Origin of the sequence: Kineococcus halophytocola (assembly GCF_041276425.1) — a bacterium.
Taxonomy (GTDB): Bacteria; Actinomycetota; Actinomycetes; order Actinomycetales; family Kineococcaceae; genus Kineococcus; species Kineococcus halophytocola.
Map to the genome: position 1 here is coordinate 1 of NZ_JBGFTU010000004.1, position 25,532 is coordinate 25,532.

Sequence of the window (25,532 nt, forward strand, 5' to 3'; positions counted from 1 at the left end):
CGTGGGGTAGGTGGGCTTGGGCGATGTCCCACTCGGCGTCGGTGAGGTCGGAGGGGTAGGGAGTCCTGGTGGGGACGCTCATGGTCCTACCGTGCACACATCACCCCCTTTGAGGACAACCTCTGAGCGCGGTGCCGGCCCGGGGCGCCGGGGGAGTCCAGCCGGCTGGGCCACCACACGCGGTGGCCCAGCAGCGCGAACAGCGCCGGGACGAGCACCGTGCGCACGAGCAGCGTGTCCAGCAGCACGCCGATGCCCACGACGACGCCGATCTGGGTCAGCACGATGAGCGGGAGCACGCCCAGGACGGCGAAGACGGCGGCCAGCAGGATGCCGGCGCTCGTGATGACCCCGCCGGTGACGGCCACGCCCACGCGGACGGCCTCGCGGGTGCCCAGGGCCGGGGTCTCCTCCCGGATCCTGGTGACGAGGAAGATGTTGTAGTCCACCCCGAGCGCGACGAGGAACAGCAGCGACAGCAGCGGCACCTGGGTGTCCAGGGCCGGGAAGCCGGCCAGCCGCGTGAACACCAGGTAGGCCGCCCCGAGCGCGGCGACGTAGGTGGCCAGCACCGTCGCCACCAGGAGCAGCGGCGCCACGATCGAGCGCAGCAGCACCACGAGGACGACCAGGACGACCAGGACGATGAGCGGGGCCACGACCGTCAGGTCGCGCACGGTCGCCGTCCGGACGTCGAGCGCCTCGGCCTCCGTCCCGCCGACGAGCGTGCCCGGGACGGCGGTGCCCACGGCCTCGCGCAGGGCCTCCACCGTGTCGCGGCTGGCGGCCGTGCCCGGGTCGGCGTCGAGGCGGGCGAGGAGTTCGGTCGTGCCGTCCGCCGCGCGGCCGACGGTGACCCCCTCGACGCCGCGCACGCCCTCGGCGGCGGCCTGCACGGCGGCGACGGCCGCGGAGTCGCCGCGGACGAGGACCTGCGCGGGCTCGGCGGCGGCGCCGGGGAAGTGCTCGGACAGGGTCTCCGAGCCGTCCACGGACTCGGCGCTGACGCGGAACTGCTCGGTCTGGGACAGCCCCAGGGAGGCCCCGCCCAGCCCGGCGGCCATGACCCCCAGCAGCACGACGGAGCCGACGACGACGCGGACCGGGCGGGCCAGGACGGCGCTCGCGATGCGCGACCAGAGGCCGGTGCGGGTGGTGTCGGTGGACCCGACCGTCGGCACGAACGGCCAGAACAGCCTCCGGCCGCAGACGACGAGGGCGCTGGGCAGGACGCCCAGGCCGAAGACGAAGGCGACGACGACCCCGATGGCCGCGTCCCGCCCGATCGTCCGGTCGCTGGGCAGGACGGCGGCCTGCAGCGTCAGCAGGGCCAGGACCACGGTGGTGGCGCTGGCGGCGATGGCCGGGCCCGCCCCGCGCAGGGCCGCGCGCATGGCGGCGCGCCGGTCCGGTGCGCGGCGCAGCTCCTCGCGGTAGCGGGCGATGAGCAGCAGGGCGTAGTCGGTCCCGGCGCCGAAGACCAGGACGCTGGTGATGCCGGTCGCCGAGGGGTCCACGGGGGTGTCGGTGAGGCGGCCGACGAGCTCCAGCAGCCGGGTCGTCACCTGGTCGGCGACGCCGACGACGGCCAGCGGGACGAGCCACAGGACGGGGGAGCGGTAGGTGAGCAGCAGCAGCAGCGCGACGACGCCGGCCGTGACGAGCAGCAGCCGGGTGTTGGCCCCGGAGAAGGAGTCGGCGATGTCGACGCTGAAGGCGGGGCCGCCGGTGACCTCGACCGTCAGCCCCGCGGGCAGGTCCCGACGGGCCCGCTCGCGCAGGTCGGCGACGGTCTGCGCGAGTTCCTCGCGGGGCACGTCGACGGCGACGGGCACGGTGACGAGGGCGGCCTCGCCGTCCTCGCTGGGGATCGGGCGGCCCAGGCGGGAGGCGGCGGCCAGGTCGGCGTCGGTGAGCCCGCCGTCGCGGGAGTGGACGACGAGCAGGGTTCCCCGGCCGTCGTCGGGCAGCCGGTCGGCGAGCTCGGCGGCCCGGACGGATTCGGCCGAGGCCGGGGGCCGGCCGGTCGCGGCCGAGGTCCCCTCGGGGGCCGACCCGGCCACCCCGTTGACGAGCCCGGCGAACGCGACGGCGGCCAGCAGCACGAGCCAGGCGGTGACGCGGCCGGTGAGGAAGCGCACGGGAACCTCTTTCACTTGATCTCTCAGTCACTGAGAAGTCTGGCGCGCGAGAGGTAGGATGGCAAACCGATGAGCATGTACCGACCCCGCGACACCCCCCGGGCCCGTCTGGAGCAGGACGTCGTCGACGAGCTGCGGGACCTGACCGCCACCTCCCAGCGCATCGCCGACGCCTTCGCCCACCGGCACGGCCTGCACCCCACCGACCTGCAGGCGCTCCTGCACGTCATGCGCCGCGAGATCGCCGACGACCCCCTGACCGCCGGGGAGCTGGCCGGTCTGCTCGACGTGACCACCGGCGCGGCCACCGGCGTCGTGGACCGGCTGGAGAGGAAGGGGCACCTGCGCCGGGACCGCAGCGAGACCGACCGCCGCAAGGTCCACCTGCGCTACGGCGAACCCGGCCAGGAGCTGGCGACGGCGTTCTTCGGGCCCCTGGGCCGGCGCAGCGACGCCGTCATGGGCGACTTCGACGACGCCGAGCTCGACGTCGTGCGCCGCTTCCTCGCCGGGATGCGCACGGCCTTCGAGGAGCACCACCGCGAGCTGTGAACCTCAGCGCGTGAGCTGCAGGGCGGCCGTCGCGCCCGTCACGCAGACCGTGGCGCCCACCAGTCCGAGCAGGGCGAACCGCGGCAGCGAGACCGCCACCCCGCGCGCCCGGCACCGGTCCAGCCACAGCAGCGTGGCCAGCGAGGCCCACGGGGTGACCAGGGGCCCGAGGTTGACCCCGACCAGCACGGCCAGCACCCGGTGCGCGCTGCCGGCCAGCGGCTCCACCGCCAGGTAGGCGGGCAGGTTGTCCGCGACGTTCGCCGTGAGCGCGGCCGTCCCGGCCAGCCGCAGGTGGTCGGTGAACCCCTCACCGGTCCCGGCCAGCGGGCGCAGCAGGCCCTCCAGACCGTGCGACTGGGCCGCCTCGACGACGAGGAACAGGCCGCTGACGAGGACCACCGTCCGCCAGGGCAGGAGCTGCACCGACAGCGCCCCCCGGCGACGGACGGCGAAGACCGCCACGAGCACGAGCGCCGCGACGGCCGCCGGGATCGCCGGCGCGATGCCGCTGACGAACGCCGGCGCCAGCAGCAGGCAGACCACGGCCGACGTCCCGAACAGCACCGGGTCGCGCCCCGGGGCGGGCGGGGGCGCGTCGTAGCGCCCGCGCAACCGCCGCCGGTAGGTCAGGCCCAGCACCAGCACCGCGCCCAGCAGGCCCGCCAGGAACGGCGCCCACGACAGCGACGTGAACCCGGCCGTCCCGCGCACCCCGAGGTCGCGCAGGGTGTCGAGGGCGATGAGGTTCGTCAGGTTCGAGACCGGCAGCAGCAGCGAGGCGGTGTTCGCCAGCCACACCGTCGTGACCGCGAACGGCAGCGGGTCCAGGCGCAGCTGCGCGGCCAGCGCCAGCACGACCGGGGTCAGCAGCACCGCCGTCGTGTCCAGCGACAGCACGACCGTGGCCAGCGTCCCCAGGACGACCACGAGCAGCCACAGCAGCCACGTCCGGCCCCGCCCCACCCGCGCCGCCAGCCGCGCCGCCGCGTCGAACATCCCGGCGGCGTCGGCCAGCTCGGCCACGACCGTCACCGCGAGCAGGAAGGCCAGCACCGGGCCCGCCCGCCCGGCGACCTCGGCGACGCCGTCCCGGCCCAGCAGGCCGGTGACCACGACGAGGACCCCCGCCGCCCCGCTGACCCACCACACCTCAGGCCGCCTCGACCTCGAGCGTCCACGACGCCCCGCGCCGCGCCGGTTCCAGCAGTCTCGCCTCGAAGCGCTCCGACACGGCGTCCAGCAGCGCGCCGGGGTCCTTCGGCGCCCGGCCCCCGCGGTCGAGCAGCGCGCGGGCGAGCAGGCCCCGCGTGCGCTTGGCGTGGTGGGAGACGACCTTCCCGCCGGCCACGACCCGCACGGTCACCGTGCGCCCGGCCGTGGCCGCGTCCGGCACCCACGCCGCCGCGTACGCCGCGGACCGGCAGTCCACGACGACCCCCGCCGGGTGCAGGATCCCGGTGAGGTGCCGGCGCCAGAACGCCGCCAGCGGCCCGACCCCCGGCAGCGAGGTGCCCATCGACAACCGGTACCCAGGCACGCGGTCACGCGGCTGCAGGACCCCCCACAACGCCGAGACGACCAGGACGCGCCGGGCGGCGCTCGCCGGCAGCGAGGGCAGGTCCAGCGCGTCGTGGAGGACGCCGGTGTAGACCTGCGCCGCCGTCGCGGCCGGGCGCGTGCGCAGCGTCGTGTTCGCGGCGACGACCCCGGCCAGGCTCGCCCCGGCCCCCAGCAGCTCCGTGGCGTCGGGACGTGCCGAGACCTCCACGAGCGCGTCGAGCACCTGCTCGCGCGCCGCCGCCAGCTCGGGGTGGGACAGCGCGTCGAGACGGACCGGGGCACCGCGGGCCGGCCCCGCCCACTTGGTCTCCGACGGGGGCAGCAGCACGAGCACGAGGGGGCAGCCTAGGGCCTGCGACAGGGCCTGCGCGGCGTCCCGCCGGTGCCCGATGCCCTAGGCTGGCGCCGGACGAGTCGGCCGGGCGGCCGCGTCGGCCGGGTTCGCCCGGTCGCCGAGGAAAGTCCGGACTCCACAGGGCAGGGTGGTGGCTAACAGCCACCCGGCGTGAGCCGCGGGACAGTGCCACAGAAAGGAAACCGCCTCCCCGAGGGATCGGGGCGGTAAGGGTGAAACGGTGGTGCAAGAGACCACCAGCGCGCTGGGTGACCAGCGCGGCTCGGCAAACCCCACCCGGAGCAAGACCAGACAGGCAGCGTTCGAGGGCGGCCCGCCCGAGCTGCCGGGTAGGTCGCTGGAGGCGTGCGGCGACGCACGTCCTAGAGGGATGGTCGCCACCGCCGGCAACGGCGGTACAGGATCCGGCTTACAGGCCGGCTCGTCCCCACCCCCGCACCCCCGGGGTGCTCACTCGTGGCAGAAGGTGTCCCGCACCGCCTCCACGGCGTCACGGCTCTGCTCGTCGGTGAGCTGGGGGCCGCCGTCGTCGGCGAACACGAGGCTCGCGTTGCTGGACAGCGCCGTGTCGTCGGCACCGCGGACGACGTAGGTGCACAGCTCGGTCGCCGCCAGCACCGTCCTGTCGCGGTTCTCGGCCAGGTCCGGGGCGATGGCGCCGAGCCGGCTGATGAGCTCGGACGTCTGGTCGGCGTCGGGGCTCGCGGTGACGACGGTGGGGGAGGGCTCGTCCGTGGCCGGCGCCCCCTGGGACGGTTCGGGCTGGGACTGCAGGGCCGTGGGCGCGTCAGCGGCCGCGGTGGCCGTGGGCGACTGGTCCGCCTGGGACTCGTCGTCGTCCTGGCCCGCGTTGTCCGAGCAGCCCGCGACGAGGACGAGGCAGGCGAGGGCGGTCCCGAGGGTGGCGGTGGTGCGACGCATGCACGTCCCCTTACCCGTTCTGCGCCGTCCGAACCGGAACCGTCACACGTCACCCGCGGGTGGGCGCACGTGGGCGTGCCAGAGCCGGGCCAGGCGCGGGTTGTCCGGGACGGGGTGCGCGGGGCACACGACGTCGTGCAGGACCCGGGCGCCGAGGGCGTCCTCCCCGTCTTCCCCGCCCTCCCCGTCCTGCGCGTCGTCCTGCGCGTCGGTGGCCGGGACGGCGCGCCCGTCGCGCACCCGCCAGCGGTCGGCGGCCGGGACGCTGCCGGCGAGCACGGGTTCCCTCGCCAGCCGCACGGGGTCGCCGTCGGCGCCGGGGTAGCGGTGCACGGGGTGCCCGCAGGAGGGGCAGTCCTCCTCGGCGTACGGCCGCTGCTCCGCGCGCCGCTGCAGGCGCCGCACGTGCTCCAGGACGGCGGAGGTCTGCTGGCCCAGCGTCGGGGGCAGGTCCCCGCCCTCGACGGGGACGGGCACGGGACGCACGGCCGGGCGCGGGGCGAACTTCTCCCGGCAGGCCGCGCACACGGCGACCTCGACCCCGAGGCGTTCGCTCACCACGACCTGCGCCTCGTCCCCGCTGGCTCCGCAGAAGGCGCAGACGTCCGGACCACCCACGGGGGTCAGTCTGCCGCGACCGGCCCGCCGGTCACCGCGGGGGCACGGGGAACCCCGGCGGCCTGCCCGGGGGAGCCCGCCCCGGCGGGCCCGGGCGGTCCCCCCGCAGGTCCCCGGGGCCCGGGCCGGGGAGGACGTCGTGGTCGTCTCCGGGGGCGGCAGCGGTCAGGCCCCGAACTCGGCGTACCCGCTCGCCTCGTCCTGCCCCACCGCCACGACCGGCTCGGCGGCGCGGGCCCGCGCCAGCTGCGTCGGCTCCGCCCGCCACGCCCACCGGCCGGCGCCGACGCCGTGGGCGTGCTCGACGGCGTCGACGAACGTCGCCGGGTCGCAGTCGTACGGGCCCGAGGCCCACAGCGGGTTCGCCTCCACGATCAGCCACCGCCGGTTCCCGCGGTCCCACGCCACGTCCAGCGCACACACCGGCGGGCAGTCCGCCCCCAGGGCCCGGACGGCTTGACGGGCGAACGCGGCCGCCTCCGGCGAGCGGTCCGAGCGCAGCGACCGGCTCCACGCCCGCCCCGCCACCCGGTAGGGGCTGCCGGTGAGCACCGCGCCCTCGCAGACGACGAACCGGTGCTCGTGGTCCAGGTCCAGCACCTGCCGGCAGCACTGCACCTGCAACCCCGGGTCGGCGCCCTCGGCCAGTGCGGCCCGGCGGAAGTCCGCCACGTCCCACACCCCGGCCGGTGTGCCGGGCAGCTTCAGCAGCGCCGGTTTGAGGAACACCGGCCCGGCCGGCACCTGCTCGTGGACCCGGTCCAGCGTGGTGGAGACCACCTGCCGCCCCAGCAGGCCGGGGTCGAGGCCGCTGAGCCAGTCCCAGGGCGGCGCGGCCAGCTCCGGCGCCAGCCCGGCCAGCTGCAGCCGGGCGGCGTAGGCGTCGGCCATCCAGAAGGTCAGGGACTCGAACTCGGCGGCCAGGGGCACCTGCCTGGTGTAGGACAGGAACAGGCGGCGGTCCCCGCGGCCGGGGGCCAGGCGCAGCGCGACGGTGGCGGCGCGCGCGATGACGCACAGGGCCCGGGACACCCCCGCCACGCTGCCGGAGCGCCGGGCCGGGCGTCCACCCGGTTCCCGGTCAGCCGGCGGGTCAGCCGGCGAGTCAGCCGACGAGGTCGGCCGCCAGCATCGCCGCGCCGATGATGCCGGCGTCGTTGCGCAGTTGCGCGGGGACGATCGGGGTCCGCAGGTCCAGGTGCGGGAGGAACTTCTCGTGCTTCTTGCTGACCCCGCCGCCGACGACGATGAGGTCGGGCCACAGCAGGTTCTCGACGTGGGAGTAGTAGCGCTGCAACCGCTTCGCCCACTGCGACCACGACAGGTCGTGCCGCTCGCGGGCCGAGTCGGCCGCCTTCTTCTCCGCGTCGTGCCCGTCGATCTCCAGGTGCCCGAACTCGGTGTTCGGCACGAGCCGGCCGTCGACGAACAGGGCGCTGCCGATCCCCGTGCCCAGGGTGGTGACGAGGACGACGCCGCGCACGCCCTTCCCGGCGCCGAAGACGACCTCGGCGTACCCGGCGGCGTCGGCGTCGTTGACGACGAGGACCTTGCGCCCCAGCGTCTCGCAGAACAGCGTCCCGGCGTCGGTCCCGATCCAGGACGTGTCGACGTTGGCCGCCGTCCGGGCGATGCCGTGCTGGATGACGGCCGGGAACGTGATGCCGACCGGGGTGTCCGCCGGGACGTCGAACCCGGCGATGACGTCGGCGACGACGGGGGCGACGGCGGCCGGGGTGGACGGCTGCGGGGTCTCCTGGCGGACGCGGTCGGCGGCGAAGGCGCCGCCGGCCAGGTCCACGGGGGCTCCCTTGATGCCGGAGCCGCCGATGTCGACCCCCAGCCCGGTCCGGAGCCCGGACCCCCGGACCACGGCGTCGCCGGGACGGGCCTGCGGGGCGCTGCTGGTCTGCTCGGTCTCGCTCACGAGCCCGGAGCCTAGGGCGAGCAGCGCCCGGCGGCCACGCGGCTCACCGGCCGTAGCCGCCCGCGGAGCCCCCGCTGTCCTTGGGCAGCACCACCCACAGCACGAGGTAGACGATGAACTGCGGCCCCGGCAGCAGGCACGAGAGGACGAACAGCAGGCGCACCACGGTGGCGGACACGCCGAAGCGGCGGGCGAGGCCGGCGCAGACGCCGGCGATGACCTTGCCGTGGGTGGGGCGGGACAGGACGGGGGTGCTCACGGGGGTCCTCCTCGGGGTCGGTGACGGCGGGTGCCGTACGAGGAGTCAACGCCCCGGGACCGTCCCGTGTCCCGCCCCCGCGGGGTGGTCTTCGCCGCCGCGGCCCCCCGGGACGACCTCGGGGCCGGGGCGGGGGTCAGGGGAGGGTCAGGATCTCCGCGCCGGTCTCGGTCACCACGATGGTGTGCTCGAACTGCGCGGTGCGCCGGCGGTCCTTGGTGAGGACCGTCCAGCCGTCCTCCCACATGTCCCACTCGTGGGTGCCCAGCGTCAGCATCGGCTCGATGGTGAAGACCATGCCGGGTTCCATGACCGTGGCGTGCTGGGGGGCCGCGTCGTAGTGCGGGACGACGAGGCCGGAGTGGAACGCCGGGCCGACGCCGTGACCGGTGAAGTCGCGCACGACGCCGTACCCGAAGCGCGCCGCGTACTTCTCGATGACCCGGCCGACGACGTTGATCGCCCGCCCCGGCATGACGGCCTTGATGCCCCGCAGCGTCGCCTCGCGGGTGCGCTCGACGAGCAGGCGCGACTCCTCGTCGACCTCCCCGCACAGGAACGTCGCGTTGTTGTCCCCGTGCATCCCGTCGAGGTAGGCGGTGACGTCGATGTTGACGATGTCGCCCTCGGCCAGCACGGTCGAGTCCGGGATGCCGTGGCAGATGACCTCGTTGAGGCTGCTGCACAGGGCCTTGGGGAACCCGCGGTAGCCCAGCGTGGAGGGGTAGGCGCCGTGGTCGCAGAGGAACTCGTGCCCGATGCGGTCCAGCTCGTCCGTCGTCGTGCCGGGCACGACGTGCTCGCCGACGAGGGCCAGGGCCTGCGCCGCCAGCCGCGAGGCGCGGCGGATCCGCTCCACGCCCTCGGGGTCGATGACGTGCGGGCCGGTGTACGGCGCGGGCGCGGGACGGTCGACGTACTCGGGGCGGGCGATGCTCGCCGGGACCGGCCGGCGCGGGGAGATCGTGCCGGGCTCCAGGGTGCCCAGCGGTGCGGTGGAGGTCCCGGTGCTCATGGGGGCCGAGTCTAGGTCCCGCCCGGACCGCACCGGCTCCGGTGCCGCACCGGCTCCGGTGCCGCCCCGGTGCCGGGGCGCGACGGGACGGGGGACGGGCCAGGATGCGTCCATGGCTGAGCAGTGGTTCTACGACACGAGCACCGGGCAGGTGCAGGAGCTGGAGCGCAAGGGGCAGCAGAAGGACCTGCTGGGCCCCTACGCCACGCGCGAGGAGGCCGAGCACGCCCTGGAGCGCGCGCGGGCCCGGACCGAGGAGAACGACCGGCGCGACCGGGAGGAGGCGGAGGAGGACTGGTGAGCGGGGGCGGGCGTCCGGGAGAACCCTGAGGGGCACGTCCGGGACCGCTCGGGCGTTCACCGGGGGACCGCGACGACCGGCGTACGGGGCGTGACCAGACTTCCACCGAGGGGTGGATGCCACCGGGGTCGGCGTCGACCAGGATCGGACGACCGCCCACGACCCCGCCGGGGTGGGCCGACCTAGGATCGGACCGGGCCCGGCGAGGCGCGGGTGGCACGCAGATCGAGGACGAGGGGAACCGCCTGATGTCGGAGTCGCTGGACCTGAGCAAGCCGCTGAACCCGCCCGCCGGGGCGAGCGGGCCCGCCACGACCTCGGACCTGCAGCTGACCCCGCCCGCGCCCGTGCCCGTCGTCGCCGAGGACTCCGCCGAGGGCATGATCCCGCTCGACGAGGCGACCCGGGCCGAGCTGGGCCGCAAGGCGCAGGCGTTCGTCGCCGACCTCGCCGCCCAGGACCCGCGCAGCCCCGCCTTCCACCAGAAGGTCGACGACATCACGCGCATGGGGGAGCAGGAGGTCCGCTCCTCGGCGCAGGTCTCCAACCGGATGCTGGAGCGGCCGCAGTCCAGCCTGGCCGGGGCCAAGGGGCAGAAGGCCTCGGGCCCGGGCGCCGACGCGCAGGTCAAGGTCGCCAACACCCTGCTGGAGCTGCGCCAGACCGTCACCGACCTCGACCCCGCGCGCGCCGACCTCAAGGGCGTGAAGAAGATCCTGGGGATCATCCCGTTCGGGAACAAGGTCCAGCGGTACTTCGAGCGCTACCAGGACGCCCAGTCCCAGCTCGACGCGATCATCAAGGCCCTGGCCAGCGGGCAGGACGAGCTGCGCAAGGACAACGCCTCCATCGAGTCCGAGAAGCAGAACCTGTGGACCACGATGGGCAAGCTCACCGAGTACGCGACGCTGGCCAAGGCGCTCGACGCCGCCACCGTCGCCAAGGTCGACGAGCTGCGCCCGTCCAACCCGCAGGCCGCCGACGCGCTCACCTCCGACGCGCTGTTCCCGATCCGCCAGCGCCACCAGGACCTGCTGACCCAGCTCGCGGTCAGCGTGCAGGGGTACCTCGCGCTGGACCTGGTGCGCAAGAACAACATCGAACTCATCAAGGGCGTCGACCGGGCGCAGACGACGACGGTCGCCGCCCTGCGGACGGCGGTCATCGTGGCGCAGGCCCTGGCCAACCAGAAGCTGGTGCTCGACCAGATCAACGCCCTGAACACGACGACGAACCAGATGATCCTGTCGACGTCGGAGATGCTCAAGCAGCAGACCGGCCAGATCCACGAGCAGGCCTCCACCGCGATGGTCGACGTCGGCACGCTGCAGAAGGCGTTCGACAACGTGTTCGCGACGATGGACGCCATCGACACCTTCAAGCAGCAGGCCGTCGTCAGCATGGCCAGCACCGTCGACGCCCTGGAGGGCCAGGTGCACCGGTCCCGGTCGTACCTGGAGCGGGCCCGCAACGGCGAGGAGGGTGCCGGCCCGGCCCTGGAAGGTCCCCGGTGAGTTCGGTGGCCCCGGCGCGCGGCGGCACGGACGGGCGCCCGTCCCGGGCCCTGCGCCGCGCCGTCGTCGAGGGACGCGTCGTGCGCCGCGGGCGGACGGGCGGGCGGCAGCGGGCCGTCGCCCCGCCCGAGGTCGTCTCGCGCCGGTTGCGCAGCCGGACGTGGCGGGCCGCGAACTCGTGGTGGCTGGCCATCCCGGCCGTCGGCCTGCAGTGGCTCGCGTTCCTCTACATGGGGCTGCGCGGCCGGCGCCCGCTGTGGGTCGTGTCCGCGCTCGGCTACTTCCTCGCGAACGGGGCGGCGTTCGCCCTCGTGTCGCAGGACGCGTTGCTGCTGAACGTGCTCGGCGTGCTGCTGCTCGCCGGCACCTGGGGTCTGGGGTTGGTGCACTCGGTCATGGCGAACTCGACGTGGTTGCGGATCAAGGCGGCCTTCACGGGGGAGGAGGTGCCCGCCGCCCCGGCCCCGGCGCCGGTCGAGCCGGCGGCCCCGGCCGACCCCGTCGTCGCGCTGCAGGACCGGTTGCAGGAGGTCGTGCGGACGGCCAACCGCAACGGCGGCCGGTTGCCCGACGGGGCGGTGCCCGCCGTGCGCGAGGTCGAGGACGTCCTGAAGCCGCTGCTCGCCCACGTGGCCAAGCGCGGCGCGGACGTTGAGGAGCTGCACAACCTCGAGGCCATCGTCACCGAGTACCTGCCCGGGGCGCTGGGGCACTACCTGGACCTGCCCGAGGAGTACGCCCTGACCAACCGCGGTCCGGGGGGCACGACACCGGCCGAGGAACTCGTGACGCAGCTGCGGCTGCTGGTCGACGGCGCGAAGGACCTGCAGCGCGCGGTCTACGACCAGGACGCGCGCAAGCTGGCCGTGCAGGGCCGGTTCCTGGACGCGAAGTTCCGTCGCAGCGACCTGGACCTGTAGGGGGAGGCAGCGGTGGGAGTCGAACTCGGCAAGGGCGACCGCGAGGCGCCGCGGGGCACGACCGGGCAGGCGCCCCAGCCCGCCCCGCAGGTGCGCACCGGCGCGACCCCGGCCCGCACGACGCCCCCACCGGCGCCGTACGAGAAGCGGGAGCCGTCCGTCCCCGAGCAGCAGGGGGAGAACTCCAGGGGCCTGAGCCCGCAGGCCATGGGTCTGTTCACCGCGGCCTGGACGGCGGGGTGGATCGTCGCCTTCACCCAGGACCTGACCGCGCTCGGGCTGATCATGCTCTTCATGCAGGGGGCCGTCTTCGCCTACGTGAAGACGAACGGCCTGCCGTGGGCCGGCGCGAACCGCGAGGCCCTGCGCGCCCGCCGCCTCGAACGGCACCGGCTGCGCGCCCAACGCCACCGTCCGCCGGCCGTCGAGACCCCCGCCGCGCCCGTGCTCCCCGACCCGGTGTCCACCGCCGAGCGCGCCCTGGCCGGCGCCGTCGTGCGGGCCGAGACCTCCGGTGGCCGGATGGACGCCGACGCCGTCGAGCTGGTGCGCGAGGTCGACCGCCTGCTGCGGCCGCTGCTCGCCCAGCTGCGCACGCGCGAGGCCGACCCGCAGGTCCGGCACGACCTGGAGACGCTGGCGGGTGAGCACCTGCCCCGCACCGTCGACGACTACCTCGTCCTGCCCGACGACTACGCCCACGAGCACCGGACCGCGGCGGGCACCACACCGGCCGACGAGCTGCGCAGCCAGCTGCTGCTCCTCGTCGAGGGCTGCCGGCAGCTGCGGGACGCCGTCCTGGCCCGCGACGTGGACCGCCAGCAGCAGCAGAGCCGGTTCCTGGAGGCGAAGTTCCGCCGCAGCGACCTGGACCTGTGAGCGCGTCGTGGGCGTCGAGCTGAGCGGGCCGGGCTCCTCGGGGGACCGCGCGCCGCGGTCCTCGCCCCCGGACCGGCCGGTGGTCGGGCAGATCGGGCCCGACGAGCTCGAACCCCGCCTCGGCGCCGACCTGCCGGTCCTGGGCTTCGTCCCCGACCCGGTCTTCCAGCTCGTGCGCTACGTCGGCCTGGGGGTCTGGATCGTCCTCTACACCGTGGCCTGGCCCGCGGGGTTCCTGGCCATGTGGGCCTGGATCGCCCTCAACGTCGCCTACGAGAACGAGGCCCGCCGTCGCCGGCGGCTGCGCCGGCACTACCGCCGTGCGCTGCGGGCGCGGCAGATCGTGCTGCGGTCCCCCGGGGTCGGGCCCGCCCCGCCACCGGCCGGATCCCCGCCGACCCCGCCGCAGGGGACGGCGGCCGGGGCGCTCGCGGCGACCGTCGCCCGCGCCGACGCCAGCGGCCGTCTCACGACCTCCGAGCGCGCCCTGGTCCACGAGGTCGCCGACCTGCTCGGCCCGCTGCTGCACCGGGTCGGCGAGCGCGGCGCCGACCCGCAGGTCCGGCACGACCTGCAGACCCTCGCCGGTGAGCACCTGCCGCGCACGGTCGGGGACTTCCTGTCGCTGCCCGAGGACGTCGCCCGCGAGCACCGCACCGGGGCCGGGACGACCCCGGCCGACGAGCTGCGCCACCAGCTGCACCTGCTGGTGGAGGGCTGCCGGCGGCTGCGCGAGGCGGTCCTGGCCGCCGACGTCGACCGGCAGCGCCAGCAGAGCCGCTTCCTGGAGGCGAAGTTCCGCGGCAGCGACCTGGACCTCCCGTGATCCGCACGGGGGCACCTGCGTGCGGTAGGAAGGGATCATGACGCTCGACGTCCAGCTCGTCGGCTCCACGACCCAGATGGCCGTGGTGACCCTGCGCCCCGGCCAGACCCTCTACTGCGAGGCCGGCAAGTTCCTCTTCTCCTCCGGCGACGTCGTCGTGGAGACGAAGCTGTCGGCCCCGACCGACCCGAACGGCAAGGACTCGGGCGGCGGCGGCTTCGGGGGCCTGCTGCGGGGTGCGGCCAACGCCGGCAAGCGGGTGCTGGCGGGGGAGTCCTTCGCCTTCCAGCACTTCCACACCCTCGGCGGGGACGGGCTGCTCGGCCTGGCCGGCGTCCTGCCCGGGGAGATGCGCCACCTGGAGCTGGACGGGGCGACGACGTGGTTCGCCGAGAAGGACGCCTTCGTGGCCGCCGAGGCCGGGGTCCACTTCGACATCGCCTTCTCCGGCCTCGGGCAGGGCCTCATGGGCGGGGAGGGCTTCATCCTGGAGAAGTTCACCGGCCGCGGGTCCCTGCTCATCGCCGGGGCCGGTGACTTCATCGACATCAACCCCGCCGACTACGGCGGCACCATCCGGGTCGACACCGGCTGCATCGTCGCCTGGGACGACCGGATCAGCTACGGCGTCGAGACGGTCGGCCGGCTCAACCGGCAGGGGATCATGAGCGCCGTCTTCGGCGGCGAGGGGCTGACCCTGGCCACGTTGCGCGGCAACGGGCGCGTGATCCTGCAGTCGGTGACCATCGAGGCCTTCGCCAAGGCCCTCGTGAAGAACAGCGCCAAGCCCGACCAGCAGGGCTTCGGCGCGCTCGGTGGCCTGTTCGGCGGATCGCGCGACTGAACGGGCACTTCCCGGGGCCGGACGTCGTTGGCCCACCGTCAGCACTACTCGCAGAAGGAGCGACACACCATGGGCGTCAGCCTCAGCAAGGGCGGAAACGTCTCCCTGTCCAAGGAAGCGCCGGGCATGACCAAGGCGGTCGTCGGGCTCGGCTGGGACGCGAACTCCTTCACGGGCTCGGAGTTCGACCTCGACGCGCAGGCCATCATGGTCGGCGCGAACGGCAAGGTGCCCAACGACGGCTACTTCGTCTTCTTCAACCAGCTGAAGTCCCCCGAGGGCTCGGTCGAGCACACCGGGGACAACCGCACCGGTGAGGGCGAGGGCGACGACGAGTCGATCAACGTCGACCTGGCGGCCGTCCCGGCCGAGATCGACAAGATCGTCTTCACCGTCGCGATCTACGACGCCGACACCCGCAAGCAGTCCTTCGGCCAGGTCCGCAACGCGTTCGTCCGCGTCGTCAACGCCGAGGGCGGCACCGAGGTCGCCCGCTACGACCTGTCCGAGGACGCCTCCACCGAGACCGCCATGGTCTTCGGGGAGCTCTACCGCAACGGCAGCGACTGGAAGTTCCGCGCCGTCGGCCAGGGCTACGCCAACGGCCTGCGCGGCATCGCCTCCGACTTCGGCGTCAGCGTCTGAGCCGCTCCTGACCCACCTGCGGCGGTGCCGCCCGGCCACGGGGCCGGGCGGTGCCGTCGGTGGGTCTGCTGCGCGCGACGGGGGCCTCGTGGGAAGCTCACGCGTCCGGCCCGCGCGGGCCCCGTCCGAACAGGAAGCTGACCGGTGATCCTCAAGACCTACGGGTGGTCCTTCGGTGTGACCGCCCTCGGCCTCGTCCTGGCCGTGCTCTACGACGGCTGGGCCGGCATCGGGCTCGTCGCGATCCTCGCGGTCCTGGAGATCAGCCTGTCCTTCGACAACGCCGTCGTGAACGCGACGGTGCTGCGCCGCATGAACGAGTTCTGGCAGAAGATCTTCCTGTCGGTCGGCATCATCATCGCCGTCTTCGGCATGCGCCTGGTCTTCCCGCTGCTGCTCGTGGGCATCACGGCCTCGCTGAGCCCGGTCGAGGCGGTCCGGCTGGCCCTGGAGAAGGGCGACCCGGAGGAGCCCGGCACCTACGGGTACCTGCTCAACGCCGCGCACCCGACGATCGCGGCCTTCGGCGGCATGTTCCTCATGATGCTGTTCCTCAACTTCGTCCTCGGGGAGAAGGAGCACCACTGGCTCGGGCCGGTCGAGCGCCTCCTGGAGAAGGTCGGCAGCGTCGAGGCGATGTCCACCATCGTCGGCGGGGCGATCCTGTTCGTCGTGGCCGAGACCTTCGCGGCCGACCACGCGCAGACGGTCCTGGCCTCCGGGGTCCTGGGGATGGTCGTCTACCTGCTCGTCAACGGCCTCGGTGAGCTGTTCAACGTCGACGACGAGGACGACGAGGACGCCTCCGCGGACGGGGACGGGGACGGCGACGGGGTGAAGGTGCCCGCGGTGGCCCGGCGCGGGCCGTCGGAGGCGGCCAAGGTCGGCGGCAAGGCGGCGTTCTTCCTCTTCCTCTACCTCGAGGTGCTGGACGCCTCCTTCTCCTTCGACGGTGTCATCGGCGCCTTCGCGATCACCAACGACGCGATCATCATCGCGATCGGCCTGGGCGTGGGGGCCATGTACATCCGGTCGATGACCGTGCACCTGGTCCGGGAGGGGACGCTGTCGCAGTACGTGTACCTGGAGAACGGGGCGCTGTGGGCCATCGGCGCGCTGGCCACGATCCTGCTCATCAGCATCGAGGTCGAGGTGCCCGAGGTCGTCACCGGCCTCATCGGGGTGGCCTTCATCGTGGCCGCCCTCATCTCCTCCATCGCCCACAACCGCGCCCACCCCGAGGACGCGCAGCTGGAGCGGACCCCGCAGCCGGCGGGCTGAGCGGCCCCACCCGGGGACGGGACGGGGGCGAGGGGGCACGGCAGGGAGTCGAGGAGAACGGGGACAGCGCGGTGGACGGGCGGCCGGCCGAGGCGGTGCACACCTTCCTCGGGCACCCCGTGCCGCGGCGCAGCACCCGCACCCTGGCCGACCACCTCGCCCCCCGGCGACGTCCCGCCCCGGCACCAGCACCAGCACCAGCACCAGCACCGGCCCCGGCGCCCCGGCCCGCCCCTACCCCCCGCGCCCAGCCCCGACCCGTCCCGCCGGCACCGGCGGCCGTCGTGGGGCGGGCGCGGGCCAGCGAACGGCGGATCGTCCTGGACGACGAGCGCCCGAGCCTGACGGTCCCGGCCGCCGAACGCGGCTCCGGCAGCCTGCGCTTCACGCTGCAGTGGGAGCAGCAGGTGACCTCGACCGGGCTGCGCCGTTCCTCCGACGTGCACCTGGGCTGCTTCTGGGAGACGCGCGACCGCCACCGCGGTGCGCTGCAGGCCCTGGGGGAACTGCTCGCCGCCCCCGGCTTCGGCGCCCGGCAGGTGCTGCGCCTGGGCGCGCGCCACGAGGAGACGGGCGAGGAGGTCCTCGCCGACGCCGCCCACCTGGACCTGCTGCGCCGGATGGTCTTCTACGTCTACACCACCGGCCCGGCGGCTCCCGACCTCGCGGCGCTGGCCCCCCGGCTGACGATCGCCCGCCGCGGCGCGGGGACGGTGCAGATGTGGGCCCAGGACCCGCCCGCCGGTGCCCGCACCTGCGCCCTGGCCTCCCTGCACGACGTCGCCGGGGACCTGGTCCTGCGGCGCGAGAACGAGTTCTTCGAGGGCACGGCCCGGGACGTCGCCCTCGCCTACGGCTTCGACGACCTCGACTGGAACGCCGAGGGGACCGTGCCCCGCCCGTCCTGACCACCGCACCCGACCACCGCCCCCGACCACCGCACCCGACCCACCGGAGGACCACCATGGCCGTCAGCCTCACCAAGGGCCAGAAGCTGTCGCTGACCAAGTCCGGCGGCGGGGAACTGACCCGCGTCTTCATGGGCCTGGGCTGGGACGCCGTGGCCAAGGGCCTGTTCCGCAAGAAGGCCGTCGACATCGACCTGGACGCCAGCGTCCTGCTCTTCGACGCCCGCGGCACGCTCCTGGACGAGGTGTGGTTCCAGCAGCTGCGCAGCAAGGACGGCTCGGTCGTCCACAGCGGCGACAACCTCACCGGCGAGGGCGAGGGGGACGACGAGGTCGTCCACCTCGACCTGCCCGCGGTGCCCGCCGCCGTGCAGACGCTCGTCGTCACCGTCTCCAGCTTCACGGGCCAGGACTTCACCCAGGTGCAGAACGCGGTGTGCCGCCTCGTCGACGCGGCCGGCCCCCAGGAGGTCGAGCTGGCGCGCTACGCCCTGTCCGAGGCCGGCCCCCACACCGCGCTCATCATGGCCAAGCTCACCCGGGAGGGGTCCGGCTGGGCCATGACCGCCATCGGGGCCCCCGCCAAGGGCCGGCACATCCGCGACCTGCGTGACGCGGTCGCCGCGCACCTCTGAGCCGGCGCGGTGCGGCACTTCGCCACCCTCGACGCCGGGCAGCGGGAACGGCTGTTCCTGCACCCCCCGCAGCCGGTGGACGTCACCGCCGGGCGGGACGAGCTGGCCGTGGCCCTCGGCGCGACGCTGTACAGCCCCGCGACCCGCGAGCGCCTCGCCGGTGACCTGCTGCAGCTCGCCCGTCGGGGCGTGCTGTCGGCCGTGGCGTGCCTGGAGGACTCCGTCCCGGACGACCGCGTCGCCCGGGCCGAGGAGATCCTCGTGCGCGAGCTCGCCGGGCTGGCCCGGGCCCCGGAGTGGGTCGACGGACAGCCCCTCATGCTGTTCCTGCGCGCCCGCACGCCCGGTCAGCTCCTCGACGTCGTCGACCGCGCCGGGGTCGGGCTGGACTGCCTGCTCGGGTTCGTCGTGCCGAAGTTCGGCGGTGCGGGGCAGCCGGCCCCGCAGGAGTGGCTGCAGGCCGTCGCGGCGGTCTCCGAGCGCGCCGGGCGCCGGTTGTGGGCGATGCCGGTGCTGGAGAGCCGTGACGTGGCCCACCTCGACACCCGGCACGAGGCCCTGTTCGCCATCCGCGACGTCCTGGACGCCCACCGCGACGTCGTCCTCGCCGTGCGCACCGGCGCCACCGACCTGTCCGCCGCCTACGGGCTGCGCCGCCCGCGCGGGTCGACCGTCTGGGACGTGCGCGTCGTCGCCGACGTCCTCGGCGACGTCATCAACGTCCTGGGCCGCGCCGACGGCAGCGGGTACCCCATCACCGCCCCCGTGTGGGAGCACTTCAGCTCCGGCGAGCGGGTCTTCCGCACCTCCCTGGCGGCCAGCCCCTTCGCCGAGGGCGCCGAGGAGCTGCGCGAGCAGCTCATCGCCGACGACCTCGACGGCCTCGTCCGCGAACTCGTCCTGGACCAGGTGAACGGCCTGCAGGGCAAGACCGTCATCCACCCCTCCCACGTCGCCGTCGTGCACGCCGTGTCGGTCGTCACCCACGAGGACTTCTGCGACGCCACCGACATCGTGGCCCAGTCCGGCGGCGGGGCGATGGCCTCGGCGTACCGGAACAAGATGAACGAGGCCGGTCCGCACCGGGCGTGGGCCGAGCGGGTCCTGCGACGCGCCCGGGCCTTCGGCGTCGCCCGCGAGGACGTCTCCTACGCCCACCTGCTGCAGGCCCAGGACGAGGCGTGGCGCCGGATCCGGACCGGCTCGTGACCGCGACCGCGCGGGACTGGGTGGGGCAGCGGCTCGGCGTCGGCGTCGAGGGGCCGCCCGGCGTCGACGGCCTCGACGTGCACGACCTGCTCGGGCTGGCGCTGCGCCGCAACCCCCGCCGCGCCCACCTGCTCGTCAGCACCGTCCTGGGCAAGCACGTGCCCACCGACCCGCGCCTCGTGCGCGCCGCCGGCCTGCGGCTGGGGGCCCGGGTCGCGGCCGCCCTCGGCGTGCCCGACACCCCCGGGGCCCCCACCGCGACGTGGCGGGCCGTCCTCGCCGGGGACGGCGCCGCCGCGAGCGCGGTGCTGGCCGCCGCCGGGCGGCCGGCGGCCCGGCCCGACGTCGTGGTCCTGGGGTACGCCGAGACGGCCACCGGCCTCGGGCACGCCGTGGCCCAGGCCCTCGGCGCGGCGGGGCTGCACTCCACCCGCCGCGAGGTGCCCGGCGCGGTCGACTGGGCCGGTTTCCAGGAGGAGCACTCCCACGCCACCGGGCACCGGCTGCTGCCGGCCGACCCCTGCGTGCGCGCGCGCCTGGCCGACCCCGCGGCCCCCGTCGTCCTCGTCGACGACGAGCTGTCCACCGGCCGGACCGTCGCGAACACCCTGCGCGCCGTGCACGCCCTGGCCCCCCACGGGCACTACGTCGTCGCCGGGCTCGTCGACCTGCGCTCGCAGGCCGACCGCGACCGGCTGACCGCCCTGGCCGGCGAGCTCGGCGCCCGCGTCGACGTCGTCGCACTGGCCCGCGGCGCGGTCGAGCTGCCCGAGGGCGTCCTGGAGCGCGGCGCGGACCTCGCCGCCCGGGTCGAGCCCGTCACCCCCCGCCCCCGGCCCGTCCCGGACGTGCCGGCCCTCGCCCTCGCCTGGCCCGCCGGGCTGGCCACCACCGCCCGCTTCGGCACCCCGCCCGGGCACGAGGCCGCCCTCGACGCGGCGCTCGCCCGGCCCGGCGCCCTCGACGCCCTGGTGGGGGCGCTGCCGGGCGGGGGAGACGTCCTCGTCCTGGGGACCGAGGAACTGCTGCACGCCCCCCTCGCGGTGGCGGCGGCGCTCGCGGACCGGTGGGCGGGGCGGGTGCGGTTCTCCTCCACGACCCGTTCGCCCGTCCTGGCGGTCGACGACCCCGGGTACGCGGTCCGCAGCTCCGTCGCGTTCTGCTCCCACGACCTGGCCCAGGACGGGCCGGGCGTGCGGTACGTGCACAACGTGGCCCGGCCCGGTGGCTGGGACGCGGTGCTGCTCGTCGTGGACGGCGCCTCCGACCCGGCCGCGCTGCACGCCCCCGACGGCGTGCTCGCCGCCCTGGCCCCGCACACCGGTCGCCTCCTGCTGCTCACCCTGCCCGCCGACACCTGGAGTGACCCCGCGTGAACCTGCCGACCCCGCTGTCCGGGCCCCGGTTCGGCAGCTACCGGCCGGACGAGGTGAGCTGGCTGCTCACCGACCTGTCCGGCGCCGACCTCGAAGCACCCGCCGAGGAGCGCGAGGAGGCGATCCAGAGCGGCGGCGCGCACTACGCCGAGTCCCTGCCCGTGGAGTACCAGCCGAGCGAGCAGTACCAGCGGCTGTTCCTGGACGCCCTGGCCCGCGGCGCTCGCCGGGTCGCGCTCGGGGTGGCGGTGGTGGCCGAGCTCCTGCGCGCCGAACGCGGCCCGGACCTCGTGCTCGCCTCGTTGGCGCGGGCCGGGACGCCCGTCGGGATCCTGCTGCGGCGCTGGGCGGCCCGGCAGGGGCTGCACTGGCCGCACGTGGCCGTGTCCATCGTGCGCGGCAAGGGCATCGACGAGGTGGCGCTGCGCTGGGTCGCCGCCCACCACGACCCCGCGGACGTCGTGTTCGTCGACGGCTGGACGGGCAAGGGCGCCATCGTCCGGGAACTGTCGACCGCCCTGGCCGCTCTCGACGCGGGGTTCAGCGACGACCTGGCCGTGCTGGCCGACCCGGGCCGCTGCGTGCGGACGTTCGGCACCCGCGAGGACTACCTCGTCCCCTCGGCGTGCCTGAACTCCACCGTCTCCGGGCTGGTCTCGCGCACCGTCCTCAACGAGCGCCTCATCGGGCCGGGGCAGTTCCACGGGGCGAAGTTCTACGCCGAGCTGGCGCCGGCCGACCTGTCCGGCCGGTTCCTCGACGAGGTCACCGCCTGCTTCGACGACGTGGCCGACGAGGTGCCCGCCACGGTCGAGGCCGTCCGCACCGGGGACCGGCAGGCGTCGTTCACCGGCTGGGCCGAGGTGGAGCGCGTCAGCGGGCACTACGGCATCGGGGACGTGAACCTCGTCAAACCCGGGGTGGGGGAGACGACCCGCGTCCTGCTGCGCCGCGTCCCGTGGCGGGTGCTCGTGCGCCCGGAGGCCGAGCTCGCCCACCCCGACGACCTCGCGCACGTGCGGCTGCTCGCCGACCAGCGCGGCGTCGTCGTGGAGGAGGTGCCCGGGTTGTCCTACTCGGCCATCGGGCTCATCCACCCGCGGTACACCCGCGGCGCGACCGGGGCCGACGGGCGGGCGGTGTGAGCGCGGGCCTGCTCGCGGCCAGCGACCTGGACCAGACGCTGGTGTTCTCCGCCCGCTCCGCCCAGGCCGACGTCACCGGCCTCGTGCCCGTCGAGGAGTACCGCGGCGGCACCATCTCCTGGGTGACGCCGGGCGCGTGGGCGGTGCTGGGCGACCTCGTCGCCTCGGGCCGGTTCGTCCCCGTCACGACGCGGACCGTCGAGCAGTACCGGCGGATCCGCTGGCCGGACCGGCCGCCGCGGTACGCGGTGTGCGCCAACGGGGGTGTCGTCCTCCTCGACGGTGCCCCCGACGCGTCCTGGGACGCCGCGGTCCGGGAGCGGCTGGCGGGCTGCGCACCGGTCGCCGACGTCGTCGCCGAACTCGGCCGGCTGGCCGCCGGTCTCGTCGCGGCCGTCCCGGGGTCGGAGGAACCCGCCGTGCGGGAGGTGCCCGGGTTGTTCGGGTACGTCGTCCTGCGCGAGGGGCAGCGACCGGAACTGGAGGGGCCCCGGCTCGGTGAGCTCACGGCGCTGCTCGACGGGTGGGGTTTCACGGTGTCCCTGCAGGGCCGCAAGCTCTACGCCGTGCCGCGGCCGCTGACGAAGTCGGCCGCCGTCGCCGAGGTCGTCTCCCGGTGCGACGCGGACGGTTTCGTCGCCGCCGGGGACTCCCTGCTCGACGTCGACCTGCTCGTCGCGGCGCGGGCGGCGCGCCGGCCGCGGCACGGGGAACTCCTGCGGACCGGGTGGGAGCACCCAGGGGTCGAGCTGACGGACGCGGTCGGGGCGGCGGCGGGGGAGGAGATCGCCCGCTGGCTGGCCGCGCAGACCGGCTGACGTCAGCGCCCCCGGCGGCGCAGTGCCACGGCAGCGCCTGCGAGCCCCAGCAGCCCGAGCGTCCACCGGACGACCGGCCCACCCGGTAGGTGCAGCAGGGACTCGGTCAGCGCCCCCGTGGGCACGACGAGGCGTGCGAGCAGCCCGACCGCCCCCGGCCGTCGCAGCAGGGTCCCCACGAACCCCAGCGGCGCGCAGCACACCAGGGCCACCGCCCACCAGAACGCGATCCGCGGGGCGTACGCCGACAGCGGCAGGTCGTGCAGGACGGCGGCGACGACGTAGAACGCCGACAACCCCACTGTCCCGCTGAGCCACCCGGCGAGGACCGCGCGGCGCGGGGTACCGGCGAAGGCGCCGGCGGCGACCGCCACGGCGGCCCAGGCCGTCCCGGAGTTCAGGACGGCGCCGAGGAACCGGGCCGGCGCGGCCGACGTGCTGTCCAGCAGCGCGTTCAGGGCCCCGAACGCGGCCGCTGCGCCGAGGACCAGGAGCAGGCGTCGGGTGGGACTCACGCGTCGACCGTAGGGAACGGCGAACCCGCGGACGGTCCCCCGCGCCGGATCACCCGGGGCTGCGCGCCAGACCTCCACGGGCGTCGAGGCGCCGCGGGACCGGGGCGGTCACGGGAACAGGGGTTCCACCGCCCGGCGCCCCGCGTCGAGGTCGAAACCCCTCGCCGCCAGCCAGTCGTCGGACCAGTACGTGTCGAGGTAGCGGTTCCCGTCGTCGCAGACGAGCGTCACGACCGACCCCGCGCAGCCCTCGTCGCGCATGCGGTGCACGAGCCGCAGCGCGACGCAGAGGTTCGTCCCCGTCGAGGCGCCGGCGCGGATCCCGGTGCGCTCGAACAGCACCCGCATCGCCGCCACCGACTCGTCGTCGGGCACGGTGACGACCTCGTCGATGACCGACGGGACGAAGGACGGTTCCACGCGGGGCCGGCCGATGCCCTCGATGCGCGACCCGCGCGCCGTCACGTCCCGGGAGCCGGTGCGCCACGCCGGCGCGAACGCCGACCCCTCGGGGTCGGCGACGGCCAGCTTCGTCGCGTGCTGCGCGTACCGGCAGTACCGGCCGATCGTCGCGCTCGTGCCGCCGGTCCCGGCGCCGACGACGATCCACTCCGGCTCGGGATGGGGTTCGAGGGCGAGCTGCTCGAAGATCGAACAGGCGATGTTGTTGTTCCCGCGCCAGTCGGTGACCGTGGAGGCCATCGCGAACTGGTCGAGGTAGAACCACCCCGGCTGCGCCCCCAGCTCCTCGGCCGCCGCGTAGACGTGACCGGGGTCCTCGACCAGGTGCAGCCGCCCGCCCTGACGGCGGATGAGGTCCAGCTTCGCGCTCGAGGTGGCGGCCGGCACGACGGCGACGAACTCCAGGCCGAGCAGGCGGGCGAAGTACGCCTCCGAGACCGCGGTCGACCCGCTGGAGGCCTCCACCAGCGTCGTGCCCGGGCCGATGTCGCCGTTGCTGAGCCCGAAGAGGAACAGCGAGCGGGCGAGGCGGTGCTTGAGCGAGCCGGTGGGGTGGGTCGACTCGTCCTTGAGGTACAACCGCACGCCCCAGTCGTCGGGGAGGTCGAAGACCCGCAGGTGGGTGTCGGCGCTGCGGTTGGCGTCGGCCTCGACGACGCGCACGGCGGCGTGCACCCAGTCGCGGTCGCCGGCCGGTGTGGGTGCGGATCCGGGGGTGGCGGGCGTCGGGCTCACCGGAGGACGGTACCGGCGAAACGGCCCTCGGGAAGATCGTCGCAGGCCACGATGGGTCCGTGTCCGATCCGTCCACGCCACCGCCCCGGCGTTCCGCCACCCTCCTCGCCACGGGTGCCCTCGTCGGGGCCGCTCTGCCCGTCGTCCTGCTCGTCGCCGACCTCGTGCCGATCTTCACCGAGACCTACGAGGACGTGGACCTCCCCGGGTTCACGACCCCGGGGCGGACGGAACGGCTGGCCCAGGCGGTGACGACGACTGCGTGGTCCCCGGCCCTGTTGACCTCCGTGCTCGGACTCGCGGTCCTGGCCGCACTCGTCGTGGCGGGACGGCGGGTCCCGCTCGCGTTGCGCCTGCTGGGCGCGGTCGCCGGGCTCGCGGTCGTGGCCTTGGCGGTGGTCGCCGCCGTCGGCACCGCCGCCGGGGCAGGTTCGGGGTTCGGGACCGGGTTGGGGCTGGACCCCTCCTCCGCGGTCCAGGACGCCCCGACCGTCGGCCCGCTCCTGGCCGTCACGGTCTTCGCCGTCCTGACCGTCGTCGCACTGCTCGGGCGGACGCGGGCCTCGTGAGGATCCTGCCGTGGACCCTGCTCGTCGCGACGGCCGCGCCCGTCGTGGCCGCCCTCGTCGCCGCAGCCCGTGTGCTGCGCGGCGATCTCGACGTCCTGAACACCTACACCGGCCCGGGCTACGAGGACGTCGACGCCGCTCCCGCCCTGCTGGACCGGCTCGCGTGGCTGACGTACTCCGTCGGCCACGAGTGGGCGCTCGCCGCGGCAGGCCTCGGGTGCGTCTCGCTCGCCGCGTGCCGGTGGGCTCCCCGCCCGTGGCAGGTGGCCGGTCCCGCGCGCGGGGTCGCCGCAGCCCTGGCCGGCGCCACGGGTCTCGTGGGTCTGGCTGCGGCCGTGGTCGTCCTCGTGGTCACCCACGCGCCGCTCACGCCCCTGCAGACCCAGCTGTCGGCCCCCCGAGAACCGGAGCCAGGCACGGTGGTCGCCACCGTCGTCAGTCTCGGCACCCCGTTCAGCGACGCGGCCGTTCCCGCCGTCCTCGGGGGCACGGCCCTCGTGGCCGCCTGGTTCCTGACCCGACGGGAAGCGACGCCCCACGCGGTCACGGGTCCCTGACGCGGCCACCAGGTTCGTCCCCCCGGGAACCCGCACGGCGGC

General features: G+C 75.2%; 26 protein-coding genes, 1 other RNA gene and 1 pseudogene. 17 read left to right on the forward strand and 11 right to left on the reverse strand.

Annotation, left to right across the window (positions count from 1 at the left end; genetic code table 11):
• Positions 1-86 precede the first annotated feature (86 nt).
• Entirely contained in the window at positions 87-2,141 is a 2,055-nt protein-coding gene (locus tag AB2L27_RS04100) for an MMPL family transporter (protein WP_370440203.1), read from the reverse strand.
• Between the two features lie 69 nt (positions 2,142-2,210).
• On the opposite strand from AB2L27_RS04100, the gene AB2L27_RS04105 reads away from it, so the two are divergent.
• Positions 2,211-2,693: a MarR family winged helix-turn-helix transcriptional regulator gene (locus tag AB2L27_RS04105; protein WP_370440204.1), complete on the forward strand. Its 483-nt coding sequence runs from the start codon at positions 2,211-2,213 to the stop codon at positions 2,691-2,693.
• A gap of 3 nt (positions 2,694-2,696) precedes the next feature.
• Here the strand turns inward: AB2L27_RS04105 and AB2L27_RS04110 are convergent, their stop codons facing one another.
• A complete protein-coding gene (locus AB2L27_RS04110) occupies positions 2,697-3,845 on the reverse strand; it encodes an SLC13 family permease (RefSeq protein WP_370440205.1) in 1,149 nt (382 codons plus the stop codon).
• 1 nt (position 3,846) lies between these two features.
• Entirely contained in the window at positions 3,847-4,590 is a 744-nt protein-coding gene (locus AB2L27_RS04115; RefSeq protein ID WP_370440206.1) for a YaaA family protein, read from the reverse strand.
• 76 nt (positions 4,591-4,666) lie between these two features.
• On the opposite strand from AB2L27_RS04115, the gene rnpB reads away from it, so the two are divergent.
• An RNA gene (rnpB, locus tag AB2L27_RS04120) (RNase P RNA component class A) lies at positions 4,667-5,039 on the forward strand.
• 22 nt (positions 5,040-5,061) lie between these two features.
• Here rnpB and AB2L27_RS04125 read toward each other — a convergent pair.
• The 6 genes from AB2L27_RS04125 to map form a co-directional block, all read right to left on the reverse strand.
• Complete coding sequence (locus tag AB2L27_RS04125) at positions 5,062-5,532, reverse strand: hypothetical protein (RefSeq protein ID WP_370440207.1); 471 nt, start codon at positions 5,530-5,532, stop codon at positions 5,062-5,064.
• A gap of 42 nt (positions 5,533-5,574) precedes the next feature.
• On the reverse strand, positions 5,575-6,150 hold the full coding sequence (locus tag AB2L27_RS04130) for a DUF6083 domain-containing protein (protein ID WP_370440208.1): 576 nt from the start codon (positions 6,148-6,150) through the stop codon (positions 5,575-5,577).
• A gap of 165 nt (positions 6,151-6,315) precedes the next feature.
• Positions 6,316-7,182 (reverse strand): ATP-grasp domain-containing protein, encoded by an 867-nt coding sequence (locus AB2L27_RS04135; RefSeq protein ID WP_370440209.1) that lies wholly within the window; start codon positions 7,180-7,182, stop codon positions 6,316-6,318.
• A gap of 73 nt (positions 7,183-7,255) precedes the next feature.
• Complete coding sequence (ppgK, locus tag AB2L27_RS04140; RefSeq protein WP_370440402.1) at positions 7,256-8,023, reverse strand: polyphosphate--glucose phosphotransferase; 768 nt, start codon at positions 8,021-8,023, stop codon at positions 7,256-7,258.
• A 97-nt stretch (positions 8,024-8,120) separates the two neighbouring features.
• Positions 8,121-8,336, reverse strand: a complete 216-nt coding sequence (locus AB2L27_RS04145; protein WP_370440210.1) for a PspC domain-containing protein — start codon at positions 8,334-8,336, stop codon at positions 8,121-8,123.
• A gap of 136 nt (positions 8,337-8,472) precedes the next feature.
• Positions 8,473-9,351 (reverse strand): type I methionyl aminopeptidase, encoded by an 879-nt coding sequence (gene map, locus AB2L27_RS04150; RefSeq protein ID WP_370440211.1) that lies wholly within the window; start codon positions 9,349-9,351, stop codon positions 8,473-8,475.
• Positions 9,352-9,463: 112 nt separating this feature from the next.
• Between map and AB2L27_RS04155 the strand changes: the two genes are divergently transcribed.
• The 13 genes and pseudogenes from AB2L27_RS04155 (at position 9,464) to AB2L27_RS04215 (ending at position 22,652) form a co-directional block, all read left to right on the forward strand.
• Complete coding sequence (locus AB2L27_RS04155) at positions 9,464-9,652, forward strand: SPOR domain-containing protein (RefSeq protein ID WP_370440212.1); 189 nt, start codon at positions 9,464-9,466, stop codon at positions 9,650-9,652.
• Positions 9,653-9,900: 248 nt separating this feature from the next.
• Complete coding sequence (locus AB2L27_RS04160; RefSeq protein WP_370440213.1) at positions 9,901-11,166, forward strand: toxic anion resistance protein; 1,266 nt, start codon at positions 9,901-9,903, stop codon at positions 11,164-11,166.
• Positions 11,163-12,086, forward strand: a complete 924-nt coding sequence (locus AB2L27_RS04165) for a hypothetical protein (protein ID WP_370440214.1) — start codon at positions 11,163-11,165, stop codon at positions 12,084-12,086. The genes AB2L27_RS04160 and AB2L27_RS04165 overlap by 4 nt, the downstream gene beginning before the upstream one ends.
• Before the next feature lie 12 nt (positions 12,087-12,098).
• Complete coding sequence (locus AB2L27_RS04170) at positions 12,099-12,965, forward strand: hypothetical protein (protein WP_370440215.1); 867 nt, start codon at positions 12,099-12,101, stop codon at positions 12,963-12,965.
• A gap of 7 nt (positions 12,966-12,972) precedes the next feature.
• On the forward strand, positions 12,973-13,791 hold the full coding sequence (locus tag AB2L27_RS04175; protein ID WP_370440216.1) for a hypothetical protein: 819 nt from the start codon (positions 12,973-12,975) through the stop codon (positions 13,789-13,791).
• A 37-nt stretch (positions 13,792-13,828) separates the two neighbouring features.
• Positions 13,829-14,635 (forward strand): AIM24 family protein, encoded by an 807-nt coding sequence (locus tag AB2L27_RS04180; RefSeq protein WP_370440217.1) that lies wholly within the window; start codon positions 13,829-13,831, stop codon positions 14,633-14,635.
• A gap of 69 nt (positions 14,636-14,704) precedes the next feature.
• The gene (locus AB2L27_RS04185) at positions 14,705-15,280 is read left to right on the forward strand and encodes a TerD family protein (protein WP_370440218.1); all 576 of its coding nucleotides are present in this window, start codon (positions 14,705-14,707) and stop codon (positions 15,278-15,280) included.
• A gap of 144 nt (positions 15,281-15,424) precedes the next feature.
• Positions 15,425-16,561: a DUF475 domain-containing protein gene (locus AB2L27_RS04190; protein WP_370440219.1), complete on the forward strand. Its 1,137-nt coding sequence runs from the start codon at positions 15,425-15,427 to the stop codon at positions 16,559-16,561.
• A gap of 71 nt (positions 16,562-16,632) precedes the next feature.
• Entirely contained in the window at positions 16,633-17,469 is an 837-nt protein-coding gene (locus tag AB2L27_RS04195; RefSeq protein ID WP_370440220.1) for a hypothetical protein, read from the forward strand.
• Between the two features lie 56 nt (positions 17,470-17,525).
• Positions 17,526-18,104: a TerD family protein gene (locus AB2L27_RS04200; protein WP_370440221.1), complete on the forward strand. Its 579-nt coding sequence runs from the start codon at positions 17,526-17,528 to the stop codon at positions 18,102-18,104.
• Positions 18,105-18,113: 9 nt separating this feature from the next.
• Positions 18,114-19,313: an HpcH/HpaI aldolase/citrate lyase family protein gene (locus AB2L27_RS04205; protein ID WP_370440222.1), complete on the forward strand. Its 1,200-nt coding sequence runs from the start codon at positions 18,114-18,116 to the stop codon at positions 19,311-19,313.
• Positions 19,286-21,834 (forward strand): annotated as a pseudogene (locus AB2L27_RS04210) (phosphoribosyltransferase). The gene AB2L27_RS04205 and the pseudogene AB2L27_RS04210 overlap by 28 nt, the downstream one beginning before the upstream one ends.
• On the forward strand, positions 21,831-22,652 hold the full coding sequence (locus AB2L27_RS04215) for an HAD family hydrolase (RefSeq protein ID WP_370440223.1): 822 nt from the start codon (positions 21,831-21,833) through the stop codon (positions 22,650-22,652). Before AB2L27_RS04210 ends, AB2L27_RS04215 begins: the two are co-directional and overlap by 4 nt.
• Positions 22,653-22,654: 2 nt before the next feature.
• Here the strand turns inward: AB2L27_RS04215 and AB2L27_RS04220 are convergent, their stop codons facing one another.
• Positions 22,655-23,167, reverse strand: a complete 513-nt coding sequence (locus AB2L27_RS04220) for a hypothetical protein (RefSeq protein WP_370440224.1) — start codon at positions 23,165-23,167, stop codon at positions 22,655-22,657.
• Between the two features lie 108 nt (positions 23,168-23,275).
• Positions 23,276-24,364, reverse strand: a complete 1,089-nt coding sequence (locus AB2L27_RS04225) for a PLP-dependent cysteine synthase family protein (protein WP_370440225.1) — start codon at positions 24,362-24,364, stop codon at positions 23,276-23,278.
• A gap of 59 nt (positions 24,365-24,423) precedes the next feature.
• Here AB2L27_RS04225 and AB2L27_RS04230 point away from each other — a divergent pair, with 59 nt between their 5' ends.
• Positions 24,424-24,933, forward strand: coding sequence for a hypothetical protein (locus AB2L27_RS04230; protein ID WP_370440226.1), 510 nt, complete (start codon positions 24,424-24,426; stop codon positions 24,931-24,933).
• Positions 24,930-25,490, forward strand: coding sequence for a hypothetical protein (locus AB2L27_RS04235; protein ID WP_370440227.1), 561 nt, complete (start codon positions 24,930-24,932; stop codon positions 25,488-25,490). Before AB2L27_RS04230 ends, AB2L27_RS04235 begins: the two co-directional genes overlap by 4 nt.
• Positions 25,491-25,532: the final 42 nt, after the last annotated feature.